The sequence below is a fragment of the Orenia sp. genome (genome assembly GCF_055140805.1).
This window is the reverse complement of the sequence record NZ_JBSQYM010000130.1, coordinates 1-8,983: the sequence shown is the minus strand read 5'-3', so window position 1 is coordinate 8,983 and position 8,983 is coordinate 1. Positions and strand designations below refer to the sequence as shown.

The following is an 8,983-nucleotide window of genomic DNA, read 5'->3' as shown; positions in this document are numbered from 1 at the left end:
GGATAGTTAAAGGACTAAAAACCTATATTTAAATGGTTTTGAACTTAACTATCAACTGTCAATTATCAACTATACACTGAAGTAAAAAAGTGTCGCAATCTATCCATTAAACCCACCTTTCAAATTGACCATCTATATCATTTTTAATAGATAAAATCATCTAGAACCTCCTTATCTTAAGTGGAACATTCAATTTTTTAGCTAACTTACTACAACTATCTATATCTACCTTAGGATAATCTACTACAGAAACCCTCACATCAGATATATACTTGTTAGCTTCACTAATAAACTCAATTATAGCTGGAAATGCTTCATCTGAGAAAGTTGACTTACATATTTTTTGGTAAGCTTTAGAGTTATGAGCATTGAGGCTGATAGAAATACTATCTATCAAATCTGAAATTTCAGGTAGAATATTTCTATTATGAATCAAGTTAGCCTGACCATTAGTGTTGATCCTAATAGAAACTTTAGAGTAGCTATTTTTAAGATAATTACTTATCTCTTTTATCTCTTCTAGTCTAATCATCGGTTCACCATAACCACAAAAGATAATCTCACTATAAATACTTGCATCTCCAATATCATTAATAATTTCTCTAGCAGTAGGCTCCTTTTCTAACCATAAATTATAATCTCCAACACCATCTTTAAAGTTCCTAACACAGAACTCACAATCATTAGTACACCTATTTGTTAGATTTATATACAACTTATCTCCTAACCCATATGTAATTGTCATACTGATCCCCCCATATTAATAATTTTATAATTCTTAATCAGTAAAGATTACTAAAACAATATATTTTATTTAATGTATAATAAAATAGGATACTAACTGTAAATACAATTAGTATCCTATTTGATAATTATTCAATTAAAATTATTATACTATATCCCCAATAAATTCTTTGCATTCTCAGTAGTCTTCTCGGCTACTTCTGCTACATCTATCCCCTTAATCTCTGCTATCTTCTTTGCTACATGTATAACAAACTTAGATTCATTTCTCTTCCCGCGATGTGGGGCAGGTGTTAAGTAAGGAGCATCAGTCTCTATTAAGATCTTATCCAAAGCTATCTCCTTGACCACTGCTCTTAAATCTTTAGCATTATTGAAGGTAATCACCCCACCAAAAGCAAGATAGAACCCCATATCTATCACTCTCTTAGCAGTAGCCAGATCATAGGCATAACAATGTACAATCCCTTCTAAACCTTTAGCATGTTCCTCTAAGATTGCAAGAGTATCCTCTTTAGCATCACGACTATGGATTACAACAGGCAAGTTAAGTTCTTTAGCCAATTGCAACTGTATCTTAAAGGCTTCTTGCTGTTCTCCTCGTGGAGAGTTATCATAATAATAATCTAATCCAATCTCCCCAATAGCAACCACCTTATCATTTTGGGCTAATTCCTTTAATTCATCATAATCCTCTGGGCTAATTTCTTTAACATCATGGGGATGGACACCTACCGCAGCATAGATAAAGTCATACTTTTTAGCTAAGTTCACAGAGTTACGGCTAGATTCCATATCAGCTCCTATATTAACTATCCTCTTAACTCCAGCATCATAGGCAGCCTGAATAACCTCATCTCTATCTTCATCAAATCGATCAAAGTCCAAATGTGCATGAGTATCTATAAACATTTTTATCACCACCTTAATACAGTTAATAGTTGAGAGTTGATAGTGTATAGTTGAAGAGCAAAATCTTAACAGACTAATATTTTGACCTTTGCCTTTAACTATCAACTACCAACTATACACTATCAACTGAATTATTTCACTTGTGCTCCACTATCAATATCTCTATCAACTGTAGTTACAGTTAACTCACCTTCATCATTAGATGCTGCTAAAATCATACCATTAGATTTTACACCAAAGATAGTAGCAGGCTTTAAGTTAGCAACCATAACTACCTTCTTACCTACTAGCTCTTCTGCTTCATAGTGCTTAGCAATTCCAGCAACCAATTGGCGTTTCTGCTCACCTAACTGCACCTGTACTTTAAGTAATTTATTACTTCCTTCAATCTTCTCAGCTTCTAAAACTTCTGCTACTCTCAATTCTAATTTGCCAAATTCATCAAAGCTTATATATTCTTGTTCAGACATCTTCTTTTCACCCTTTTTCTTATTATTTTTATCTTGAGCTTTCTTCTCTTCTTCTAATTGCTTATAATATTCCTCTGCATCTATTCTAGGGAAGATTGGATCACCATTCTTCACTTTAGTACCAGCTTTTAGCTTCCCTTGAGCTTTAGCATCTTCCCAGCTCTGTTCTGCTAAGCTCTCTTCAATACCTAATTGCTCCCACATTTTAGCTGGTGCTTCTGGTAAGAAGGCAACTAAGGTAATTGCTACCCTTCTTAAATTATCTAATAAATTATATAATACTGCTGCTAATTCATCACGTTTGTTTTCATCCTTAGCTAATATCCAAGGAGTAGTTTGGTCAATATATTTGTTGCTTCTTCTAACCAAATTCCAAATCTCTTCTAAAGCAACACTAAATTGTAATCCTTCTATATTCTCCTCTATAGCTTTAAAACTAGCCTGAGCAACCTCTTCTAAATCAGCATCAAATTCAGTCTCAACTTTTGCTTCTGGAACTACTCCTGCAAAATATTTATCGACCATTGCTACTGTACGATTCAATAGATTTCCTAAATCATTGGCTAAATCAGAGTTGATTCTTTGGATAAAGTTATCGGTAGAATAAGAACCATCAGTTCCAAAAGCAATCTCTCTTAATAGATAGTAGCGAACAGCATCTACCCCAAAGTCATCGATTAGTTTAACTGGGTCGATTACATTCCCTTTAGATTTAGACATCTTTCCACCATCAACAAGTAGGAAACCATGTCCAAAGACCTTCTTAGGTAGTGGAAGGTCAGCTGCCATTAAGATAGTTGGCCAAATAATTGTATGGAACCTTAAGATATCCTTTCCTACAATATGGATATCAGCAGGCCAGAATTTATTGAATTTCTTTTCATCTCTATTCCAATCAATCCCTGTTAAATAACTGGTTAAGGCATCGAACCAGACATAAATTACATGTCCTTCATCAATTGGTACTGGAATTCCCCAGTCAAAGGTAGTTCTAGAGACACATAAATCTTCTAATCCATCCTTAATAAAGTTAATCATCTCATTACGCCGTTTAGCAGGCTGAATAAAATTAGGATTCTCATCTAAAAACTCTAGTAATCGATCTTGATATTTTGACATTTTAAAGAAATAACTCTCTTCTTCCATCCATTCCACTGCTCGATTACAATCGGGACAATTTCCCTCTTCATCTAGCTGTCTTTCAGTCCAATAAGTTTCACAAGGTGTACAATAATACCCCTCATACTTACTCTTATAGATATCACCTTGATCATAAACCTTCTTAAAGATATACTCTACATCTGATCTATGTTCATCACTAGTAGTTCGAACAAACTCTGTATAATCTACCTTTAGCTTATCCCATAACTCTTTAAAGGAAGCTACAATCCCGTCAACATACTCCTTAGGAGACATATCATGCTTAGCAGCAGATTTTTGAATCTTTTGACCATGCTCATCAGAACCAGTAATCAATTCACACTCATACCCTTGCATTTTCTTAAACTTAGTAATCGTATCTGCTGCTGTTGTCGTATAAGTATGACCAATATGTAGCTTATCATTTGGATAATAAATCGGTGTTGTTACATAAAAAGTCTTATCACTCATCTTTATTCCCTCCAATTATTCATAAAATTTACAATTAGCAATTGCCAATACACAATTAAAATATCTATTACATCTTATTTAATTGTCACTTGTACATTCTACATTGTCCATTAAATATAAAAACCCCTCATCCCTAAATTTAGGGACGAGAGGTTAACTGTCGTCGCGGTACCACCCTAATTGTCATACAATTTTCTATATGACCACTCTTTAGCTAGTAACGGTGCAATCCGATATGACCTACTAACCTTCAGCCATATAGCTCCAGGACCATTTTCAATATTCTTGCCATTACTGGTTCTCAACCTCAGCCCAGTTCTCTGTAAATAGCTTGAATATCTACTCTTCCCTTCTTAGCTCCTATCCTATATAAATTATCTGATATTATATTTTAATATTTATTATACTTAATCTATCTAAAAATATACAAGATACTAATAGATTTGTCAAGTGATAGTATCAATAAATTTCTAATCTTCTAAAAAATAAAAGAAGTGCTAATAATATTATTAACACCTCTTTTATCACAGTAATCTAATTCTTATATAAATGTACATCTTCAACTAACTGCTGTAAATCATTTACTAATATATCTAACTCATCTGCTAAAGCTGCTGTCTCTTCAGCATCTGCAGACTGCTCTTCACTAATAGCAGCTACCTCTTGGGCCGAACCAGAAATTTCTTCTGTAAAAGTAGCAACTCCTTCCATAATCTCCATTACACTATCTAAAGTATTATGAAGATTATTTACTCTATTTTTGATATCAGCAAAGGACTGATCAGCTTGATTAATTATCTCAAGCCCAGAATTAGCTTTATCCCTACCTAACCTCATTTCATCAACAGTTGTTTTCGATTTTTTAGTCATATCTTTAAGTAAAGCAACTATATCCTCAGCAGCCTTATTTGATTCTACTGCCAACTCTCTAATCTCTTCAGCCACTACTGAAAAACCTTGACCAGCTTCACCAGCTCTAGCTGCTTCAATAGATGCATTTAAAGCCAATAAGTTTGTTTGTTCTGCTATTCCTGTAATAGCATCTACAAAACGGCTAATATTTTGAGTAAATTCATTCATCTCTTCTACTATTACTGTAGATTTATTGATTCTCTGAGCCAGTTCTGTAATCATATTAACAGCATCACCAATAACCTCAGTACCAGTATTGGCAACATTAGATACAGCCTGAATAGAATATTGACTATTACCTGCAGTACCACTTATTTCCCTAATACTCATCTTCAATCCCTCTACCAAATTAACCTCTTGCTGTGATTTAAAGGCTATATCCTGTATAGACTGAGCTGCTTGCTGGCTCATCATACCTGATTCCTCAGAGGCCCTAGCTAAATCAGAGCTTATATTCTCTACATGATTAGTGGTGCTATTAATCTTTTCTAGCATTTTATCCATACTTATTATCATCTTGTTTAATTCTCTTTGTAAAGAACCTATCTCATCATTACGCTTTACTTTATTCACATCAATGTCCAAATTCCCCTTAGCTACTTGACGGGTTAAATTAGTCATCTTATTAATTGGTTTTATAATTAAACGATTGGTTAATAATAAAATCATCCCCGTTATAACAATACCCTGAATAATAAGTGTAACATAAACTAAAAAGTCTCCATGATAAACATTACTTGAAATGAATAGATTTAATTTATCAGCAATAAATGATCCTATCAGTAAAGATACAATTACAGCAAAAACAAATTTAATTCTTAAACTTATTCTTAAATTCTGTCCCAAACTTTTCAAGTCAAATCCCTCCTCCTTATATTCTTATCTCTTTAATATTACTACATTATTTATTCTACACCTTTAGTTAATTACCTTTAATCTCAAGAATATTAGTCACTGTAATATTAATCTACTTCTTCATAAATCTTACCAAAAATCGATTCTCTAGCAATAATCTTTCCCTTTTCTGCTAAATCATCTAACTTAGCTTCTAAAGAATTTCTGTCTAAAATTGTATCTAATTTGTCATTAATCTCCTCCAACTTTGACATCATATCTTTCCCATCTATAGGAAGGCTATCTACAATAGCTTGATATAACTTATCATCCTCTGCTTCACTATGTGCTTTTAATTCTTCAAAAGGATTTTCAGTATGGGGACTTTCAGTCTTAGAAGCTCTGATTCTGACTGCTAAGGTTCTTCCAAAGATAGCTGAAGAGACAAAGGTATCACCAGAACGTAGGTAAGGCAATCTTCTAGCCTCCTCTGCTGTTAGATCTGTCTCCTGTTTAATTGTCTCAATATCACTGGCTCGAACGGTTCTAAAGACAAATTTAGTATTCAACTGTGCCGTTACAGTCTCATCTAACAAGGTCGGTCTTTGAGTAGCTAAAATCAAGAAAGTTCCATACTTTCTCCCCTCTTGGGCTATCTCTTTAATCACCTTATTGGCTGGAGCATCATATCCTTTGGGAGCAAAGTTATGAGCCTCATCAGTTGCAATTACAAAAGGTGGAAAGTAGTCTACCTCCTGTTGGCGGTATTGAGCATCTTTATAGTCTCTGCGCTTACGATATAATGTCCCTAATACATAAGTAGCAAATACCTGTAGTAACCAGATTGGACCTTGAATAACTACTAATTTACGAGCTTTAACCCCTACTTCAATCTGGTCAATACTATGACTAAATAGCCCCTCTCTCTCCAAACGATTTAGTCTCCAAATCAGACCACTGACTGAACTTGGAGGTAAATTACCATAGGCATCTAACAACTCTAAATACATCTGATACTCTTCTTTTAATTCACCTTCTACTGCACCACTTTTTACATCTCTTTCTAAGCGTTTTCTTCCCAATTCTTGAGCTTTTTGAAGATCTTCTAGCCTTCCTTTAAAGCTAAATAAGCTATCTTTCTTATGGTGTAAGCTTTGGACAGCATTGACCATAGAATCACTCAAACTACTAGCTGCTGCCAATAGATCAGCTAGATCTTTGGTACTTAAATCAGTAAAATTGACCCCTACAGTCTGTCCAATCTGATAAGCTTTAAAATCATTACTAAAATCATTGGCATATTTATCAGCCAATTTCTCAAATTTCGTGCTAAAATCCATCTCAAAATGGGGATCAAAGACGATAGTTGGCACTCTTAACTTCATCAATTCTTCTAAGATAACCCTCATTCCAAAAGACTTACCTGAACCAGAGCCTCCTATAATTCCAATATGGGGATATTGGTGCATTGCCTTAACCTTAAAGTTAAAAGGAACTCCTATTTGAGAGATTACCTCTTCATTCTCAAACAAAGGGGCTATATCCTTTAGCTCTTCATCCATCTGTTGACTCATCTCTTCTGTTCCTTTAATTACACCAAGAACCAGACCATCTTCTGGTCCTTCTTTAACCAAAAGGCTCTTTACTTCACTAAACTCAGGGCTTACTACATTAGAGCCAGTCTTAATAGGATAAGGTGCTTCTTCAAGTAATCTCACCTTAGCAATATTAATCTCATCCTCAGAAATATTATAACCTATACTCTGTAAAGAGGCAATTACACCCTTATCTACAAATCCCTTATCTATTGATAATGGTATGTACCTATTATACGCCTGTGTTTCTACAACTTCACCTAATGGAGTACCTAAACTTTCATCTACTATCTTTAACATCTCATTGATTCTAAACTTTCTCTCTTTAGAAGCTACATAAACTTCTTGTTGAGTAGTCAAACCTACTACTTGCATATTCAACCACCTTTCCTTCATGTAGTGTGAGTGTGAGTGTCAGTGTGAGTAAATTAATTATTGAAATAAGCTTTTCTTAGTTTCTTTTCAACTCACACTCACACCGATCCCTCACACTAATCTAATAAACTCTATCTGCTCTTTTAGAATGGAATAACCGCTGTTTCAAAGTAGGGTCTAGATAGTTATCAATAATCATCTCCATCATTTTATTGCTAATCCTAACCTCCTCATCCACGATATCCAACCAGATTGGAATTCCCCTTCCTGCTTCTGGAGTTAACGAATATACTAAGCTAGCTACATCCTTCATCGCCCCACTCTGTTCTTTTAAGATATCTATTCCAATTACTCCAGGGTCACGAGAGCTTCTGACAAAAGATTTTTTAAGACCATCTTTAGCACCATCAAACAAGACCATCTCTCCTAAATCTAATAAGCCAAACATCAACTCTCTATCATACATATCTGTCATCTTAGTAGGTAAATCATCACCTAAAGCTAAACTTAAGTCATGAGTTCCTATCTCTTCGATAACCCCTACAATCACTACCTCTCTTTTTAAAGCCAACTCCATTAGCTCTTCCCACTTTTCTTCAGCCTGAATCTTATATCTAGTCAGAGAACCATCCATCATTATCAAACTTGGATTCCATTTCAATATACTATCATAAGCTACCAATACCTCTAAACTAGCTAATAATGAGCTCCTAATCTTTCCTGCCACCTCTTGGGCATAAACCTTACTATCTTCATCAACTTTATTGTTTGCAATAGATACCTTCTTTAAGATATTCTGCTTGTCCTTTTCAATCATAGGACTAAAAATATCATGCCTAACGATGCCCGATTGACTTCTATCAGTACTTTTAGCCAAGGCCTGTAGTAGTTCAATATAATGGGGATAGACCTTCCCTTGTTTATTTACAGAGCCATCTACCCCAACAATAGGTCTGCCTTTTATCAATTTATCTATTTGAAGATTTTCTAACCTATCCAAGTTAATAAACTTTCCTGTTTTATCAATTAGCCGACGTAAATCTTTCCTGCTAAGATTAGATTGATTTTCATATTTTTCTTTTAATTTATCATTACAGTCTTTTAATAAGAACTTTAAATCTTCTGTTAGGAGCATCTACATCACCAACCTTTATTTTTAATCTTCAACATCTAAAAAGAACTTCCTGCTTAATAATTTCTCCTTTATCCGCCAAGAAAAGAATTATCTTCTACTAATTAGCTAACTGTCTTTAAATAGAGATATTACAACACTTTGTTTCAATTGACAGTTGGCAATTTACAATGCACAATTAAAAGATTAAGTTCTTAAAAACAATCAATCCAATAATGAATTACCTCAAATTTTATAAAATTTCTACTATAAATTTATGTGTTAATGGTCTTAATTGTAAATTGTACACTTTACATTGTAAATTAATTAGTGTCGCAATATCTCCATATTAGAATAATCTCTAAAATGTCTCTCTAGCAAAAAATTTAAAATATACAAAAAGAAGAGCCCTCCCAGCC

Annotated in this window: 6 protein-coding genes and 1 other annotated feature; all 6 genes read right to left on the bottom strand. The window is 34.0% G+C overall.

Features of this window, described 5'->3' with window-relative positions; genetic code table 11:
- Window positions 1-160: 160 nt before the first annotated feature.
- Window positions 161-745: a TatD family nuclease-associated radical SAM protein gene (locus tag ACTCDL_RS12040; protein WP_463176884.1), complete on the bottom strand. Its 585-nt coding sequence runs from the start codon at window positions 743-745 to the stop codon at window positions 161-163.
- A 149-nt stretch (window positions 746-894) separates the two neighbouring features.
- The gene (locus ACTCDL_RS12035) at window positions 895-1,656 is read right to left on the bottom strand and encodes a TatD family hydrolase (RefSeq protein WP_463176882.1); all 762 of its coding nucleotides are present in this window, start codon (window positions 1,654-1,656) and stop codon (window positions 895-897) included.
- Between the two features lie 131 nt (window positions 1,657-1,787).
- Entirely contained in the window at window positions 1,788-3,737 is a 1,950-nt protein-coding gene (gene metG, locus ACTCDL_RS12030) for a methionine--tRNA ligase (RefSeq protein ID WP_463176881.1), read from the bottom strand.
- A 138-nt stretch (window positions 3,738-3,875) separates the two neighbouring features.
- Window positions 3,876-4,101 (bottom strand) — a binding site (T-box leader).
- Between the two features lie 170 nt (window positions 4,102-4,271).
- The gene (locus ACTCDL_RS12025) at window positions 4,272-5,504 is read right to left on the bottom strand and encodes a methyl-accepting chemotaxis protein (protein ID WP_463176880.1); all 1,233 of its coding nucleotides are present in this window, start codon (window positions 5,502-5,504) and stop codon (window positions 4,272-4,274) included.
- A gap of 107 nt (window positions 5,505-5,611) precedes the next feature.
- Window positions 5,612-7,453 (bottom strand): ATP-binding protein, encoded by a 1,842-nt coding sequence (locus tag ACTCDL_RS12020; protein ID WP_463176876.1) that lies wholly within the window; start codon window positions 7,451-7,453, stop codon window positions 5,612-5,614.
- 121 nt (window positions 7,454-7,574) lie between these two features.
- On the bottom strand, window positions 7,575-8,588 hold the full coding sequence (locus ACTCDL_RS12015) for a DNA double-strand break repair nuclease NurA (RefSeq protein WP_463176874.1): 1,014 nt from the start codon (window positions 8,586-8,588) through the stop codon (window positions 7,575-7,577).
- Window positions 8,589-8,983: the final 395 nt, after the last annotated feature.